General features: G+C 63.1%; 14 protein-coding genes. 7 read left to right on the plus strand and 7 right to left on the minus strand.

What is annotated here, in order from left to right; translation table 11 throughout:
- The first annotated feature begins 145 nt into the window (after positions 1–145).
- The 5 genes from ACX3OW_RS10700 (at position 146) to ACX3OW_RS10720 (ending at position 2,992) form a co-directional block, all read left to right on the plus strand.
- Positions 146–499, plus strand: a complete 354-nt coding sequence (locus ACX3OW_RS10700; RefSeq protein WP_459095752.1) for a hypothetical protein — start codon at positions 146–148, stop codon at positions 497–499.
- 82 nt (positions 500–581) lie between these two features.
- A complete protein-coding gene (locus tag ACX3OW_RS10705; RefSeq protein WP_459095753.1) occupies positions 582–755 on the plus strand; it encodes a hypothetical protein in 174 nt (57 codons plus the stop codon).
- Positions 756–854: 99 nt separating this feature from the next.
- Positions 855–1,517 (plus strand): RNA polymerase sigma factor, encoded by a 663-nt coding sequence (locus tag ACX3OW_RS10710; RefSeq protein ID WP_459095754.1) that lies wholly within the window; start codon positions 855–857, stop codon positions 1,515–1,517.
- Positions 1,514–2,290, plus strand: coding sequence for a hypothetical protein (locus ACX3OW_RS10715; RefSeq protein ID WP_459095755.1), 777 nt, complete (start codon positions 1,514–1,516; stop codon positions 2,288–2,290). The genes ACX3OW_RS10710 and ACX3OW_RS10715 overlap by 4 nt, the downstream gene beginning before the upstream one ends.
- A gap of 96 nt (positions 2,291–2,386) precedes the next feature.
- A complete protein-coding gene (locus ACX3OW_RS10720) occupies positions 2,387–2,992 on the plus strand; it encodes a hypothetical protein (protein WP_459095756.1) in 606 nt (201 codons plus the stop codon).
- A 662-nt stretch (positions 2,993–3,654) separates the two neighbouring features.
- Here ACX3OW_RS10720 and ACX3OW_RS10725 read toward each other — a convergent pair.
- The 5 genes from ACX3OW_RS10725 to ACX3OW_RS10745 all read right to left on the minus strand — a co-directional run bounded on the left by ACX3OW_RS10725 (position 3,655) and on the right by ACX3OW_RS10745 (position 7,718).
- Positions 3,655–4,251, minus strand: coding sequence for an alpha/beta hydrolase (locus ACX3OW_RS10725; RefSeq protein WP_459095757.1), 597 nt, complete (start codon positions 4,249–4,251; stop codon positions 3,655–3,657).
- Entirely contained in the window at positions 4,251–5,228 is a 978-nt protein-coding gene (locus ACX3OW_RS10730; protein WP_459095758.1) for a glutathione S-transferase family protein, read from the minus strand. Before ACX3OW_RS10730 ends, ACX3OW_RS10725 begins: the two co-directional genes overlap by 1 nt.
- Positions 5,218–6,054, minus strand: coding sequence for a VOC family protein (locus tag ACX3OW_RS10735; RefSeq protein WP_459095759.1), 837 nt, complete (start codon positions 6,052–6,054; stop codon positions 5,218–5,220). Before ACX3OW_RS10735 ends, ACX3OW_RS10730 begins: the two co-directional genes overlap by 11 nt.
- A 60-nt stretch (positions 6,055–6,114) precedes the next feature.
- A complete protein-coding gene (locus ACX3OW_RS10740; RefSeq protein WP_459095760.1) occupies positions 6,115–6,708 on the minus strand; it encodes an NADPH-dependent F420 reductase in 594 nt (197 codons plus the stop codon).
- Positions 6,709–6,818: 110 nt separating this feature from the next.
- Complete coding sequence (locus tag ACX3OW_RS10745) at positions 6,819–7,718, minus strand: LysR family transcriptional regulator (RefSeq protein ID WP_459095761.1); 900 nt, start codon at positions 7,716–7,718, stop codon at positions 6,819–6,821.
- A 203-nt stretch (positions 7,719–7,921) separates the two neighbouring features.
- On the opposite strand from ACX3OW_RS10745, the gene ACX3OW_RS10750 reads away from it, so the two are divergent.
- Positions 7,922–9,004 carry an ABC transporter ATP-binding protein gene (locus tag ACX3OW_RS10750; protein WP_459095762.1) on the plus strand — a complete coding sequence of 361 codons (1,083 nt, stop codon included), beginning with the start codon at positions 7,922–7,924 and terminating at the stop codon, positions 9,002–9,004.
- Here ACX3OW_RS10750 and ACX3OW_RS10755 read toward each other — a convergent pair.
- Together ACX3OW_RS10755 and ACX3OW_RS10760 are read right to left on the minus strand one after the other, a co-directional pair.
- Complete coding sequence (locus ACX3OW_RS10755; RefSeq protein WP_459095763.1) at positions 8,942–10,597, minus strand: ABC transporter permease; 1,656 nt, start codon at positions 10,595–10,597, stop codon at positions 8,942–8,944. The genes ACX3OW_RS10750 and ACX3OW_RS10755 overlap by 63 nt on opposite strands.
- A 96-nt stretch (positions 10,598–10,693) precedes the next feature.
- Positions 10,694–11,668, minus strand: coding sequence for an ABC transporter substrate-binding protein (locus ACX3OW_RS10760; protein ID WP_459095764.1), 975 nt, complete (start codon positions 11,666–11,668; stop codon positions 10,694–10,696).
- 336 nt (positions 11,669–12,004) lie between these two features.
- Between ACX3OW_RS10760 and ACX3OW_RS10765 the strand changes: the two genes are divergently transcribed.
- Entirely contained in the window at positions 12,005–14,227 is a 2,223-nt protein-coding gene (locus tag ACX3OW_RS10765; protein WP_459095765.1) for a methyl-accepting chemotaxis protein, read from the plus strand.
- The last annotated feature ends 154 nt before the right edge of the window (positions 14,228–14,381 follow it).

Genomic DNA, 14,381 nt, shown 5'->3' on the forward strand with positions numbered 1-14,381 from the left:
TCAAGGATAGGACGGAAGGGCACGAACAAAGCTTGGTCGTCTTTCCATTTTTTCGCCGAAGTGGCCAAGGTCGGTACATAACCAATCGTCTTATCGGCATCGGAACAAGGCTAACCGCCTCGAAAGCCGCTGAAGGAGCGCCATCATGTTCTCGACATTCAAGGCGATACCAATCCTTGCCGCAGTTCTGCTGTTGAACGCGCCCGACCATGCGGTCGGCGAAGGGGCGATCAAGCACGGCATGTTGAAGGTCGGCAGCACCGGCATCAACTGCTACATGCCGCCATGCCCGTGGCGCGGTATTGTCAGCGGTGACGTTCCGAGCGGTGGTTTCCAGCGCCCGCTCTGGTGGGGCGAGATATTGCCCACTCTCGACGCCAGCGACAATGACGCGCGCCGCATTCGGCGCGCCTGGGACGATTTTGACTGTCTGCTGGTCGAGGGCGCATTCGTTGGGTCGATGCTGACGGTCGGGCGCATCATGGGAGCTTGCTCATGACTTCGCGCCTTGCCATGTCTGATCGCGACAAGGCCGGCGCACTGCCGGAAAGTGGCCCGGTCTGCTGGATGCAGGAGGAACGATGATACCGCTCTTGCCGATTGTTGCGCTCATGCTCGCCGGCGGATTCTGGGCCGGCGTTGACGGCTCTAAGGAATGCGGCCGGCTGGACAGATGGCTGGGCCGCAGCGGCTGCGTCGGCAGCTTCAATGTCAACAATCCGCACCGTGTCTTACCTGACCTGGTCGCGCGATGAGACGGCAGTTGCCATCCGCTCGCAAGCTGGGAATACTATCATCGACCGGTTCTTGGTGAGGACCGCCGCGTTCTCGTCGCCATGATCACGAGAACACCCATGGCAAGCCCGACAATTGAGCCGCGGGCGGCCAACACCATCACATTTCAGACACAAGTTTTCTGCTTGCTTAGCGTTACGAGTGCGGGGTCATGGGGGGCTGGCGACGGCGTGCGACTGGTTGATGAACAGATAGGTGTGCCGCCCGACGACGCCGATGGTCTGGTGCGCCGGGCAAAGGCAGGCGACATTGCCGCATTTGAAGGCCTTGTGGCCCTGCATTATCGTTTCATCTACAAGACGGCGTTCCGCTGGCTTGGGCACAAGAGCGATGCTGAAGACGTGACCCAATCGGTTTGCCTGCGGCTGGCCGACGCGCTGTCCAGTTTCGATGGCCGGTCAAAGTTCACCAGCTGGCTTTATCGGGTGACGCTCAATGCGGTGCGAGATCTGCAGCGTACCCATCAGCGCCGCGGCAGGCAGGTCGATGCGGTTGCCGCCATAACCCGCGAGGAGCGCGAGCCGGACCAGGAAGATCAACTACGGGTCAACGATATCTGGCGTATCGTGCGCGAGTTGCCGGACAAGCAGCGCGATGCGGTGCTGCTGGTATTCGGCGAGGAAATGTCCCAAGCCGAAGCTGCAGCCATCATGGGGTGTAAGGAAGTGACCGTGTCCTGGCACATCCACAATGCCCGTAAATCCTTGAGGGATCTGCTGTGAGCACGCCCGAACGCGATCCCTTCGATCTGCTGCCGCAGTTCGCCGACCCGGAGCCCGATCCGGTCGTCATGCAAGCGGTCATCGCGCAAAGCCGCGAGGCGTTTGCCCGGCGACAAACCCGTCGTGCTGCGGCGGAGCGGGGCTTGTGGGACAGGCTCCGCGCTTGGCTGCGCGTTTCACCCGGCTGGCTGGTGCCCGCCGGCATTGGCGTTTTCGGCGTTGTCATGGCCCTTGCGGTGGTGCCGGGATTGATGATGACGTCACCCAGCGGCCCAGCATTAGATCATGCCGTCGCCGAAGCGCCCACCGCTCAACCGCCAGCGATGAGCGAGCCCGGCCCCGCGCTGTTGCGTGGGGATGGCATCCGCATGGGCGCCCAGCCGGGCCCAGGGGGTCGGCCTATCGAACCCGACGCAGCGCCCATGACGATCTTTGACGGCGACGGTGTCCAACTGGGCTATCGGGTCACGCCTGCGGAAATGCTGATCTACCGGCTCGATGCTGATACCGAGCAATTGGTCGATGCCCAGCCGCTGGTTCCGGGCGAGCAAAGTGATATTCGTGGCGCTTTTGTAACATCCCTCGGGCAGTTGGACCTACTGGGGGCGCAAATCCGGGTCGATGACAGCGTGTTTTGGCGTGTCTATCGCCTCGTCGACGGCGCCTATGCCCGAGACTTGGAACTCAGCGCCCTCATAGCCGATGCACCTGATCAGGCCGAGGCCGAGCGGCGCCTGGCGGCAAGTGATTCAACGCCGGTCGCTGACCGCTAGAAAAATAACCGTTGTGACCAAGATGGGCGCCGTTCGCAGCGTCTCATCTACAGGCGCAAAAGCCGCGCCATCATGATCTCGCAAGGAGACCCGCCTATGCCGCGCCAAACCCGCCTTGTTCGCCTAGCCTCTGCTGCTGTCGTTGTCGCTGCGTCACTGGCGGCGATGCCCGTGATTGCTCAGGACGTGACCGACTATCTCGGCGTGCCCGGCCCAATTGCCTTTGGCGATACAGACTATCTGCTGGCCTGGTCGTCCCAACCCGACGGGCAATACACCAAGCAGGAATATTTGCCCGCTGGCCAGACGCCCGAAGCCTATGACAGCATGATCCTGGTAGAGTTTCTTGCCGCCGACCTAACTCCGCTGGCCATGGCCAGCGCCCAGGTGGAGCTGCTCAATGACCGCAAGCAGACTGATCCGCTGGTCAACATGGACCTCATCGAGAATGAGGCGACGGGCGAGGTCATTCTCGACTTTATTGTCTCCACCAAAGATGAGAACGGAGAGTATATCGTTGAGTGGAACGCATATCGGTATGCCAACGCCGAGAGCAGCGACGGCCAGATCGGCGGCCTGCTTTTTGCCATCAGCCACCGCGCCTATGGCAACGACGCGGCGAAAGAGTTTTTAGGGACGCTCAAAGGTTTCAAGGGCACCCAGATGCAGGCGCTCGCTACCGCTGCCTTGCCGGCGCTATGACTCGGCACAGCGCTTTGCATAGGCCAGCGAACCGCATGTTCGCAGCAGAAAATCTTGGGTGCAAACCCACCCGGTACACAATTTTGAAAAAGCGATCTGAGATGTCTTTGATCGCTCATTTTTTCTTCTAAACAGAGGCCATGCGCCTTTTTCTCTATCTCTTTTGCGCTGTGGCGTTCATCTTGATAGCGGGATGGACGGTCTATGTGCTCCCGACTCCCGGCACTCTATCGGCATGGGAGCTGGCGGGAGCCTTCCTGCCGGCGCTCCTATTGATGCTGGCGTTACTGGCGATGTTGGCACTGATGCACTGCCCTTCTATGTGATGAGGTTTTTCCGCTGGATACGTCAATGGATGGGGCCGCGGGGGCGCAATTAACTTGTCCAACGGCTGATTTGAAGAGGGGCGCCCTTCGTCTATTATACTCCGCCTAACGGAGTGTGCTTTCCGCTTCTGGGGGCGGTGGGACAGGAACACGGTTGCGGTCACGCTCACCCCGAGGGTGTAATTCCGCTTCCGCCATCACGGGCCGCCCCACTTGTAAGGGCCGCCGCATTGCTCCGGAAGGCGTGGCGCCAGCCCACCATGCCGCGCAAGGACGGCACAAAAGCGCGCCGCCGCACGGCCTGTTCAGACAGGCCGCTGGCTGAATGCTGGGCAATCAGGATAAGACGTCATCGAGAAACGCAGCCGCCTGCGCGAGGCCGGTGGGAGAAACCTGATGGCCCAGCCCCGGTTCAATCGTGAGCTTGGCCCGCACCCCGACTGCCGTTAGCTGTTCGGCGGCTCGCACACTCTCGCTCGGCGGCATGATCGGGTCGGCGTCGCCATGGACCAGCAGCAATGGTGTGCCGGTCGATGGCGCCAGAGGCAAGGGCGAGGCCAGCCGCCCCGAAAAGGCGACCACGGCGCCCACCGGCCAGCGACCGCTGGCCAGCGCGTCGAGTGCCATGATCGCGCCCTGGGAAAAACCGAGCAGCGCCACGCGATGCAGGGCGTCGGAAAATCCGTGTCGCGTGATCAAATCGGCAATCACCGCATCGAACCCGGCTCGGGCAGCGGCGACACGGTCGGGCCGATTGCCCGCCGTTACCCCGGCCACGCTGAACCACTCATGGCCCCGGCCATTGCCATGGGGCGCGTCCGGACTTTCGAACACGATGCCAGGCAGGGCCGGGGCCATGGCCTGGCCGAGTGCTGCCATGTTGGCGCCGCTGCTGCCGACGCCGTGCAGGAGAATGACCAGACCGCGGTCCATCAATTCTGTCCTTGCACCGAAACCGGAGCAAGGCCCGGCAAATCGGGCCCCTTGGGCACGATGCCATTGGGGTTGAGCGCCTTGATCGAATAATAGCCGGCCTTGATGTGCTCGATGTTGACGGTCTCGGCCACACCCGGCACTGCCAGCATGGTCGCCTGATAGGCGCTCAATGCCGGATAGTCCGCCAGGCGCCGCAAATTGCACTTGAACAGGCCATGATAGGCGGCGTCGAAGCGGACCAGGGTGACAAACAGCCGGATGTCGGCCTCGGTCAGCGCGGCGCCCAGCAGGAACGGTCCGCCATTCTCTAGCCGTGTCTCGAGCGTGTCCAGCATCGCAAAAACGCCATCGAAGGCTTCTTCATAGGCCAGTTGCGTCGTCGCGAATCCAGCGCGGTAGACGCCATTGTTAAGGCGCGGATAGATCTCGGCATTGAGCGCGTCGATCTCGGCCTGTAGGGCTTCGGGGTAAAGGTCCGGGCCGCTGGCCAGATGGCCGAAACCGGTGTTGAGCATGCGCACGATATCGGCGCTCTCGTTGTTGACGATGGTGCCGGTCTGCTTGTCCCACAGGACAGGCACGGTGGCGCGGCCGGTATAGTGCGGATCGGCCTTGGTGTAGATTTCGTGCATATAGGTTGCGTTGTTGATGTCGTCGGGGCCAGTGCCGGGATAGCCACCAAAGGTCCAGCCCTGGTCGCTCAGTTGCGGGTTGACGACGCTTACGGAAATAACGTCCTCCAGCCCCTTGAGCTTGCGCGCGATCAGGGTGCGTGAGGCCCAGGGGCAGATCAGCGCCACATAAAGATGATAACGGTTCGGTTCAGCGGTAAAGCCGCCGGTACCAGTTGGGCCGGCGCTGCCATCGGGCGTCACCCAATTGCGAAAGCCGGAAACCTGCCGCACGAAGCCGCCCTTGGTATCGCTCGCCTGCACCGGCTGCCAGTCTTCAGTCCATTTTCCATCAACCAGCATGGTCTTCGTCCTTCGTGATAATCGTGAGTGGAATGTTCCAGGGATCGGACAGTGTGAATGTCGCCCCGCTTTGGCCGGCGCGGTTGGCAATGGCGTCGCGTTCGGCCGGGGTGGCACGCAGAACGACTTCGGCGAGGCCGGTTTCGCCCCCGGCCAGAGGCTTGGCGCCGCGGCTGTTCCAGATGTTGGTGGCCAGGTGATGGTGGTAATCGCCCGAGGCGTAGAAACTGCCGCCGGGATAGTGGGACGTGCGCTTCATGCCCAACACGCCAGTATAAAACGCCTCGGCCTCGGCAATATTGCCGACCTGCAGATGGACATGGCCGACGACACTGTCCGCGGGCACACCGCGCCAGTCGGCTTTGGCCTCCTCAAGCAGGGTATTGAGGTCGAGGTGCTCGGTGCTCATCACCACGCCTTCGGCCGAATGTTGCCAGGCTTTGCGCGGCCGGTCGACATAGACCTCGATGCCGTTGCCTTCCGGATCAGCGAGGTAGATCGCCTCGCTAACCAAATGATCGGAGGCGCCCTGGACGGGCGCACGGATGCGGGCGATATGGCCCAGCCAATCGGCGAGCGCCTGACGCGATGGCAGCAGAAACGCCGTGTGGAACAGGCCGGCAGCGCGCGGGTCGCGCAAGCGCGCCGCCTTGTCCTGCCGCAGTTCCAACAGAGTCTGACTGCCAACACCCAGCCGGCGGACCTCGCCATCGGCTGACAGCGGCTCTAGGCCGAGCACGTCGCGATAATAGGTGGCGACCGCATCGAGGTCGCGCACCACGAGCGCCACATGACCGATGTCGATCGGTGCGTCACTGCTTGCCATTTTACTCGTCTCCAAAATGCAGCTCCGGCCACCTTGGCCGGAGCGTTGATCATGGTGTGGTCAGATGCCGACCCAGGTGGGGGCGATATCGGTGCCCTTGCCCTGGCCATAGCCCAGCCCGATATTGAGAGCGGCGACAGCCTCGAGATTGCGCGCGGCGGCTAAGGGGCCGGCGACAATGGCCTTGAGACCGGCTGCATTCACCAGCGCTGCGACCTGGGCCACGGCATCGGCATCATCGCCGGCGAGCAATACGGTCGCCGGGGTGCCGGCCACCTGGCCGCGGTTCTGCAGCACCGAAGCGAACAGCGTGTTGAAGCCCTTCACCACCTTGGCCTGCGGTGCGAGCCGGGCGATTTCCTCGGCGGCGCTGGTGGAAAAGCCAATGGCCAGGCCCGAGAAGTCGGCCTTCATCGGATTGGTGAGATCGACGACGATCTTGCCGGCAAAGCCGTCAGCGACCTTCACCACGTCAGCTGCTGCATCATAGGGCACGGCGAGAAAAACGATGTCGGCCTGGGCGACGGCGTCGGCGATCGAGATAGCAGTGTCAGAGGGTTGGCGCGAGCCGAAGACGATGGCGTTGCCGGTGGCGGAAAATACAGTGGCAAGGCCCTGGGCCATGTTGCCGGTGCCGATGATTGCGAGTGTCATTTTTTACGTTCCTGTCAGTTGCCCTGCGGCGATGACCTGAATATGGACCCATTCTGTTCGAGCTGCTATCTGGTCAAAACGCAGAAGATTTCTTCCAAACCAGAAGAACTCTACCAGTCCTGGTCCCAGGGTGGGCTGTCCTGAAACCGCGCCACGAGAAAATCCACCATCACCCTGACTTTTGCCGCCAGGTGCCGACCGGTGGTATAAACAGCCCATAGCGCCAGCGGGTCGGCTTCATACGCGGCCAGCACCGGCACCAGCTGGCCGGTGCGAATTCGGTCTCCCGCGACGAAGCTGGGACCTTGCACCAGGCCCAGTCCGATCGCCGCGGCGGCCGAACAAGCCTCGGCATTGGAGAAACGCAACCGTCCGCTGATCGGTACTGTCACGCCGCCGGCGAAGCGCCAGCTGGCCCCATCGGCCAGGTTGGTATCGAGAATGCAGGCGTGTCCGCTCACCTCCTCCGGGCGGTTCGGGGCGCCGAATTGTTTCAGATAGGCGGGCGCTGCCGTCGTCACCAGCCGGATCGGACAGAGCTTGCGGGCGACCAGGGTGCTGTCGCGCAAGGTGCCGATACGCAGCGCCAGATCGAACCCCTCTTCGACCAGATTGACCACCCGATCGGAGAATGACACGTCCAGTTCGATCAGCGGATATGCCGCCGCAAACTCGGCAAACAGCGGGGCCAGGACCTGCGTGCCAAAAGTGAGCGGCACCGACATGAGCAACCGCCCGCGCGGCGCGCCGGACGCGCTGCGGATGGTGGCGTCGAGTTCATCCAACTCATCGAGCAGGCCTTTGATCCGCTCGAAATACGCCCGGCCAGCCTCGGTGGGCGACACTGAACGGGTGGTGCGCTGCAGCAATTGCACGCCCAAATCTTCCTCGAGCCGGGACACCAGCTTGGAGGCCTGCCCCGAACTGACGCCGAGCTTTTGTGCAGCGCCAGAAAAGCTGCGGCCTTCGATGACCGCAACGAACATCCGGTCGCAAGCCAGTCTATCCATGCCAGGTGCCTCACAGGATGGGAAAATGTTGGCGATACGGAGTAGCGTAGCATGGCTGTCGCCAATCCTCTGCCACGAACCATCGGGGCTAGTAAGTCACGCGGGCCTATGCCGATCTTGAGCAGCACACCGGCGACACCCCCGTCGGACTTGTTGCAACTGGTCGTCGCTTCGCTGTCACAGAAGGCTTCTAGAGAGCCCGGATGACTGTCATTGCACTCAACAAACTTTCCAAGCAGTTTGGCGACACATTTGCCGTTCAGCAGGCCAGTTTTCGGCTGGAGACGGGGTCGCTGACGGCGCTGCTGGAGCCGTCGGGCTGCGGGAAGACGACGCTGCTCAGACTGATTGCCGGGTTCGAGCAGCCCGATAGCGGGACGATCCATCTGGGCGACCGACTGGTTGCAAGTGCGCAGGCGATGGCGCCGCCGGAGAAGCGCAATCTCGGCATCGTGTTCCAGTCCTATGCGCTGTGGCCGCATATGGATGTGGCGGGCAATGTTGCGTATCCGCTAAAGGCGCGTTCATTTGGCCGCGATGCGATTGCCGAGCAGGTGTGCAAGGTGCTGGCCACGGTTTCGCTGACGGGGTTCGAGCAGCGCGCGGTGGACGGTTTGTCGGGCGGCCAGCGTCAGCGTGTGGCGTTGGCGCGGTGTCTGGTGACCGGCACCGATATCATTTTGCTCGATGAACCGCTGGCCAATCTCGACGTGCATCTGCGTGCCGAGATGATCGATGTGTTTGCCCGGTTGCATCGGGAAACCGGGGCCACGATTGTCTTTGTCACCCATGACCAGGCCGAAGCGCTGGCGCTGGCCGATTGCGTTATCGTGTTGGATCGCGGGGTGGTGCAGCAATCGGGGCGACCGGAGCAGCTATATGATGAGCCGGTCAATGCCATGGTTGCCGGCTTTGTCGGCCGTGGTTCGATGGTTACGGCACAGGTGTCTGAGGGCCGCGTATGCCTCGGCGAGCTGCCGATATCGGCGCGCGGCACAGTGCGGGGTGCCGAATTACGGCTGCTGTTGCGGCCGGAGGGCCTGGCGCTTGCCGAGGCGGGCATTCCAGCAGTGGTTGCTGGGTCGCGTTATGCCGGGGCGGGGTATGACACGACGCTGCAACTTGCCGGTGGTGATACTGTACTGATCAATGCACGCGAGCGGCTGGAGATTGGCCGGCAGGTGCATTTCGCCGTCAGCGATGCCTGGATCGTGCCGGACGGACTAGCGCCAGGGCAACACGCCCGTGGGCAGGCGGCGGCCCAGTCGGTCGAGCAGAGCCAATAACAGGACGATCACCAACAAGGTGATCACCGCCACGGCGGCTGCCTGCGGCGAGAGGCCCGTTTCTTCGAGGCTGAAAAGGATGACACCGATGGTCTCGTTGCGGCTGGACCAAAGCAGGGCCGAGACAGTGAGTTCGTTGAAGGCGCTCATGAACACCAGCAGCGCCCCGGCAGCGGCGGCGGGGGCTGCCAGCGGCGCGGTAATCGTCAGCAAGCGCCGGATCGTGCCAGCGCCGGCGCCGGCCGCGGCTTCGTCGAGGTCAGGCGCCAACTGGCCCAGCGCTGCCTCGACCGGTTTGACGGCCAGAGCAGCGAACCGCATCAGATAGGCGATGAGGATGATCCAGGGCGTGGCGTAGAGGCTGCCCAACAGCGGCAAGGGTCGCAGAAAGAGCAGAATGCAGGCAATGGCCAGCACAATGCCGGGCAGGGCATAGGGCAATTCGAGCAGGCCATGCGCCACCCGGGCCACGGGGCGCGGCAATTTGGCGAGGCCCAGGGCCAGCGGGATGGCGAGCAAGGCCAGAATGGCAGCGGCCAGCAGGGACAAATAGCCGGAGTTCACAAATGCTCGCAGGGTCGAGGCCTGACGGAACAGGATTTCGGCATAATTGTCCAGGGTGAAGGTCGCCAGCGAGAGCGGGACACCAAAGGCCGGCACCAGCGAGGTGGTGAGCAGGGCCATCGCGGGCAGGATGAGCATCACGCCGAGCAGTATCATGCCCGCGATGGCCGCCGGCCAGCGCCAGGCGCCGAGTGCGAAATGCATGGGCGTACCCCGGGTGACCGAAAAGCTGCTGCGCCTTAGGGCCAGTCCCTGAGTGACAATGCCGGCTAGCGCAATGATGCAGATCAGCAGCGATAATCCGGCCACCTGGGGCAGGACGGAGGGGCCATTGCTGGACAGTTGCTGGTAGATCAGCGTCGCCAGCGTCAGGTAGTTTTCCGGCATGCCAAGCAAGGCCGGGATGCCGAAATTGCCGACGCCCGAGACGAAGGCCAGTGCGCCGGCCGCGATGCAGTAGGGCCACAGCAGCGGCAGCACGATATCGAGCAAGAGTCGGGACGGACCGACGCCGGCGGCCCGGGCAGCGTCCACATAATCGCGCGGCAGCGAGACTAGCCCGGCGCGCAGCGTGATGAAGACGATGGGTGCATGCTGCATGCCAAACAGCACGATGATCCCGGTCCGACCCAGCAAGGGGTTGGCGGTCCCCGGCGGCGGGGCGATGCCGAGCGCGCCCAGCAGGGCGCTGGAGGGGCCCAGCAGGTGCGTGAAGGCCAGAGCCATGACCTGCGGCGCGATCATCAGCGGCAGGATCAGCAGGAATCCTTGCAGCTTGCGCAGCGGCATGTCGGTGACGGCGACCAGCAGCGCGAAGGGGGCGCCGATCAGCAGGGCGAGCAGGGCGCCGCACAGGGCAGTGTCGATGGTGTTGAATATCGCCCGCTGTGTGGCGGTACGCGCCAGCCGGGATAGCAGCGGGCTCGCATCGAGCACGCCGTCGGGAACCAGCGCCGTGGCGACCAGCCGGCCGATCGGCAATGCGGCCAGCAGGCCCACGACCAGAATAACGAGAGCGGCGGGCAGCATGTGCCCCGCCGCTCTGCTGATGCGAATATCCGGCACTGTCAAGGGAGGAGCCGTGCCGTCTGTCCGCATCGATGGGTGCGTTGGTGTCACGCCTGGTTACTGGCCGAAGATCTCGCCGAACTTTTCCTTGTTCGCAGTTTCATTGGTGAGAGCAGCGGCGGCGTCATAGGTCAGAACCTTGATGTCGGCGCGGGCAGGATAGCCGGCGGGCAGGGCGACGCCGTCACGTGCCGGAATATAACCCTGGAGCGAGGCCAGCTGCTGGCCTTCCTCGGAGAGCAGGAAATCGATGAACAGCTTGGCATTGTCGGGATTGGGCGCGGAAGCAAGGATCGCTGCCGGTTCCGTCACGGCAGAAACGCCCTCGGTCGGGAACACGAAGGCAACGGGTGCGCCCTTGGCCGCTTCGCGGATCGGCAGATAGTCAACGATCATGCCATAGAGTTTTTCGCCGCCAGCAACCGCGGTCAGCACGTCGCCATTGCCACCCGAGGCCTGCGCGCCATTGGCAGCGAGAGCGGCATAGAAATCCCAGCCTTCGGCAAGGTTATCCGTCAGGGTGACGGTGTGGATCAGCGCCGCGCCGGAGGTCAGCGGGCTGGGCATGGCCAACTGGTCCTTGGCTTCGGGCTTGGTCAGGTCGAGCCAACTGGTCGGGATCAGGCTGGCAGCGGTGTTGTAGACGATGCCGGTGGTGATCAGCTTGGTCGAGAAATAGGCGCCGTCTTCATCGAACAGGCTGGCGTCTAACCCGGTCGTGTCGGCTTCGGGGAAATTGAGCAGCAGGCCCTCGGCCTTGAGCCCTTCCATCGTCACCACATCGGCGATCAGCAGCACGTCGGCCAGCGGCGTGCCGGCTTCCTGCTCGGCGCGGAACTTGGCCATGATCTTGGGGGTGCCGTCGCGCACCCACTCGACCTCGATGCCCGGATATTTGGCCATGAAGGCGTCGGCAGTTTGCTGGGCGTCGGTGTTGGGCTGGCTGGTATAGAGCACCAGGCTGCCCTCCTGGGCGAGGGCAGGGGTGAGGGCGGTGGCCAACATCAGGCCGGCGGCAAGAAGGATACGCATGGCAGCTCCGGTGTGTGGCTGCGCGGGGGGAGGATCGCAGCACGAGCGGACTTATCCAGCGTGTTTGACAGTGCAATGACGGTTGAGGCGGCCCGGTGCCGATCGGGCTCCTGAGAAGCCGCTTGCGATGCCATTTTCGACGGCGCTCCCTATGCCATCGTTTCAGGTGGTCAGGCGGGTCAAGTCAATGCAACGCCATCGAAATTTCATATCCCGTCGCTAACGCCCGCAGCGCGGCGGTTTGCCGGACAATGTGACGGATGAACGACGTTCGCGTTTGCGACTCATTTACGCGCCGCCCGTATTGCGCCTGCTGAACGGGCTCTGGGGGGCACCATGCTATTCTCGAAAATCTCGATTGCCGGCCGTATCTATGCGTCCTTTGCCGTGATGATCGTCCTGTTGGCGCTCCTGACCGTACTGGCCGTCGTCGGTGTGCAGACCATTGCCGGAACGCTCGATGGGTTCCGCACCGCGACGGAGGAGGCAACCCGGGTGCGCAGCCTGACGACGACGCTGACCGGCGCGCGACTGGCGGTACGAAACTATGCGGCAGAGCCCACCGACGACACGGCCCAATTGGTGACCCAAAGCGTTGCCGAGCTTGCCGCCTTGGGCGCCGGCGGCGACATGGCCGAAAGCATCGCCGCCTATGGCGCTGAAGCCGCATCCCTGATCGCGCTCGATGAGGTTCTCGCCGTTCAGCTGACCGGCCTTGACGCCGCCGGCATTGCGGCAACCCAAACGCTGAGCGCAATGATCGATCAGTCCTCCCAATCCGCCAACCTTAACGCCAAGGCGGCGGCGCTGGCTGGGTTGGCGATGGAGAATCTACTGCAGCTTCGCCTCGGTGTGGCCGAATTGATCGGGAGTCCGGACGACGCGCAACTGGCGTTGGCAATGGCCTCGTCGGCCGCCTCGGGCGCTGCCCTGGCGGATCTGCGCGCAACCTTCTTTAAGACCGAAGATCTTGCCCGTGTCGATTCGGTGCTGTCAGCGCTCGATGCCTACGCCGCCGAAGTGCAGGACGTTTTTGTGCGTCTGACCGAACGCGAAGCGCTGCGCGGCGCGCTTGCGGATCTCGAACTGTTGCTGGAGCAGGCCTCGGCTAGGGCGTCCGATGTCAATGCGGCGCGGCAGGCCGAAAGCGAAGCGATTGCGGCAGCCAATTCGGCCGCCGTGCAGATCTGGGTTCTGGCGGTGGGCTCGCTATCGCTCGCCATAGGCGGGGCATTGGCCTTCCTGATTGCGCGCTGGCTGTCGCGCACCATAAGGCGATTGGCTTCGGCCACCGATCGATTGGCAGCTGGCGATTTTTCCGTCACGCTGCCGCAGACCAATTCCAGCAACGAGCTTGGTCAGATTGCCCGCGCCCTCGAAATTTTTGGCGCCAATGGTCTGGCCTTGCAGGCCGAGCAGCTGGCTAAAGCCGAAGAGTTCGCCAATCAGCGCGCGCGTCAGGAGGAACTCGGCCGGTTCCAGATGGTGCTGGCCAATCTGGCCAGTGCCGCTGCCCGGGGCGACTTCCGCCATCGCCTTCCCAATGATTTTGCCCTCGACGAACTCGTGCCTGTCGTCGGCAGCATCAACCAGTTGCTGCAGACCATTGAACGCGGACTTGCCGAGACCTCCTCCGTGCTGGCTGCCGTCGCCGCTGCGGATCTGACGCAGCGCGTCACTGGCGATTATGAGGGCGCCTTTGCCGCGCTCAAGCTCAACACCAATGGCGTGGCCGACCGCCTCTCCGAAATTATGCAGGATTTGCGCGTCACCTCGCATGCGCTCAAAAACGCTACCGAGGAGATACTCTCTGGCGCCACCGATCTAGCTGACCGCACGACCCGCCAGGCATTGGCCGTCGAGGAAACCTCAGCTGCAATGCATCAGCTATCCCAAACCGTGCAGCAGAACGCCGCGCAGGCCCGTCACGTCAACGCAGAAGCCGGTGCGGTGGCGCGGATTGCCGCCGATAGCGGCGCGGTCATGCTTGAAGCCAATGCTGCGATGCAACGCGTTAATGGCGCCTCAACCCAGATCGTCAACATCATCGGCATGATCGACGACATCGCTTTCCAGACCAATCTGCTGGCGCTCAATGCCTCCGTCGAAGCGGCCAGGGCGGGCGAGGCAGGCAGGGGCTTCGCTATCGTCGCCATCGAAGTGCGGCGCCTCGCGCAATCGGCGGCCAGAGCGTCCGCCGATATCAAGGCACTCATTGATACCAGTGTCGGGGCAGTCGCCCAGGGGACGCGCCTGGTCGCGGCTGCGACCACCAGCCTGCTGGACGTGCAAAAAGGGCTGAATAACAGCGCCGCCCTGATGGAGCAGATCATGATCGCCAGCGATGAACAGGCCAGCGCCATCGCAGAAGCCGGACAGGCCATTGGCACGCTCGATGACATGACGCAACGCAATGCAACATTGGTGGAGCAGCTCAACACGGCGCTGGCGCAAACCGAGAGCCAGGCCGCCGAGCTCGACGACGTGGTAAAATCCTTCGTTCTGGGACGTATGGCTTCGGACCGGGCGGAATTGCTCCGCGCCGAGCACGCTGCCTGAGCCGCGCCTCGCGTCTTGTCAGGGGCAGGTTCGCCGTCATCGCCGGGTAGCAGTGTCCGAGCTGACAAAATGAATTGATTTGCAATTCAATCTAATCTTGATACGTACGGCGGATGACCAATCATCGTTCGCCACGGTCCCGTTTCGGGATTTT

The sequence above is a fragment of the Devosia sp. A449 genome (assembly GCF_054489375.1).

What these genes read in the sequence shown, in the direction of transcription:
- ACX3OW_RS10700 (WP_459095752.1), top strand. Translation starts at nt 146, where the DNA reads ATGTTCTCGACATTCAAGGCGATACCAATCCTTGCCGCAGTTCTGCTG.
- ACX3OW_RS10705 (WP_459095753.1), top strand. Translation starts at nt 582, where the DNA reads ATGATACCGCTCTTGCCGATTGTTGCGCTCATGCTCGCCGGCGGATTC.
- ACX3OW_RS10710 (WP_459095754.1), top strand. Translation starts at nt 855, where the DNA reads ATGGCAAGCCCGACAATTGAGCCGCGGGCGGCCAACACCATCACATTT.
- ACX3OW_RS10720 (WP_459095756.1), top strand. Translation starts at nt 2,387, where the DNA reads ATGCCGCGCCAAACCCGCCTTGTTCGCCTAGCCTCTGCTGCTGTCGTT.
- ACX3OW_RS10725 (WP_459095757.1), bottom strand. Translation starts at nt 4,251, where the DNA reads ATGGACCGCGGTCTGGTCATTCTCCTGCACGGCGTCGGCAGCAGCGGC.
- ACX3OW_RS10730 (WP_459095758.1), bottom strand. Translation starts at nt 5,228, where the DNA reads ATGCTGGTTGATGGAAAATGGACTGAAGACTGGCAGCCGGTGCAGGCG.
- ACX3OW_RS10735 (WP_459095759.1), bottom strand. Translation starts at nt 6,054, where the DNA reads ATGGCAAGCAGTGACGCACCGATCGACATCGGTCATGTGGCGCTCGTG.
- ACX3OW_RS10740 (WP_459095760.1), bottom strand. Translation starts at nt 6,708, where the DNA reads ATGACACTCGCAATCATCGGCACCGGCAACATGGCCCAGGGCCTTGCC.
- ACX3OW_RS10745 (WP_459095761.1), bottom strand. Translation starts at nt 7,718, where the DNA reads ATGGATAGACTGGCTTGCGACCGGATGTTCGTTGCGGTCATCGAAGGC.
- ACX3OW_RS10750 (WP_459095762.1), top strand. Translation starts at nt 7,922, where the DNA reads ATGACTGTCATTGCACTCAACAAACTTTCCAAGCAGTTTGGCGACACA.
- ACX3OW_RS10755 (WP_459095763.1), bottom strand. Translation starts at nt 10,597, where the DNA reads ATGCTGCCCGCCGCTCTCGTTATTCTGGTCGTGGGCCTGCTGGCCGCA.
- ACX3OW_RS10760 (WP_459095764.1), bottom strand. Translation starts at nt 11,668, where the DNA reads ATGCGTATCCTTCTTGCCGCCGGCCTGATGTTGGCCACCGCCCTCACC.
- ACX3OW_RS10765 (WP_459095765.1), top strand. Translation starts at nt 12,005, where the DNA reads ATGCTATTCTCGAAAATCTCGATTGCCGGCCGTATCTATGCGTCCTTT.